The 949-nt window shown below is 70.0% G+C and carries 1 protein-coding gene; it reads right to left on the bottom strand.

The features are described from left to right. Positions 1–934 (bottom strand): glycoside hydrolase family 3 N-terminal domain-containing protein (locus KZA10_RS16205; protein WP_256935001.1); only part of this gene is annotated, 934 nt, incomplete at its 3' end. Positions 935–949 lie beyond the last annotated feature (15 nt).

Here is a 949-nt window from a genome sequence, read left to right as displayed (position 1 = left end):
CATCGGAGCCCGCGACCATCAGCACCAGGTCGTTCCCCGCGGCGATCGCCGCCACTCCGTTCGCGACCGGGTCCGCATAGGCCGGGTCTCCCGACGAGAGCAGCATCCCGAGGTCGTCGGTGACCGCGACACCCGTGAAGCCGAGCTCGTCCCTGGCGATCTCATGCCAGGTCGGCGAGAGGGATGCCGGCAGGGTGTCGACGGCCGTGTAGGCCAGATGCCCGTACATCAGCAGCGAGGCCCCCGCGTCGATCCCTGCAGCGAACGGAACAGCGGCGGTGGCACGCCACTCCTCGAGCCCCATCGTCGTGCTCGGGATCGCATGATGCGAGTCGCCGGGCGCCGCACCGTGCCCGGGGAAGTGCTTGAGCGTCGAAGCGAGGAACTGCTCCTGCGCACCGGTCGCAGCCGCCACGCGCTCAGCCGCACCGGCCGGATCGGTGCCGAGTGCACGGCCATGGATGAACGAGCCGGGATCGGCCGTGTAGTCGGCCACGGTGCCGAAGTTCACGGTGATCCCCGCGCGTGCCACCAACGAGCCCCGCGCGGCGAACGCCGCGGAAGTCTCAGACACCGGAAGACCCTTCAGCGAGGTGGAAGCGGCATGGTCGTCGCCGTTCAGACGCGAGACCAGACCGCCCTCCTGATCGACGGCGATGAGCGGCGGCAGCGTCGGATCCACCGTGAGCGCGGCGGTGAGCGCCTGCAGCTCAGCTTCGGATGCCGGGATGTTGGCCCCCATCAGGATGAATCCGCCCAGGCCCGATTCCATGTACGCCCGGAGCGCGCCCGGATCGGTCCCCGCCACGTGTCCCATCACCACGGTCGATGCCTGTTCCCCGACAGGCATCGCCTTCACCAGAGCGGTCGCGCGGTCGACGAACCTCTCGGCTCCGGTGCTCGGCACCGTGGCCGAGGGAGTGCGCGGAGCCATGGTCGCCGTGATCGA

Origin of the sequence: Microbacterium sp. BF1 (genome assembly GCF_019279095.1) — a bacterium.
Taxonomy (GTDB): Bacteria; Actinomycetota; Actinomycetes; order Actinomycetales; family Microbacteriaceae; genus Microbacterium; species Microbacterium maritypicum.
The sequence above is the reverse complement of the archived record's forward strand: the minus strand, read 5'-3'. Positions and strand labels throughout refer to the sequence as shown.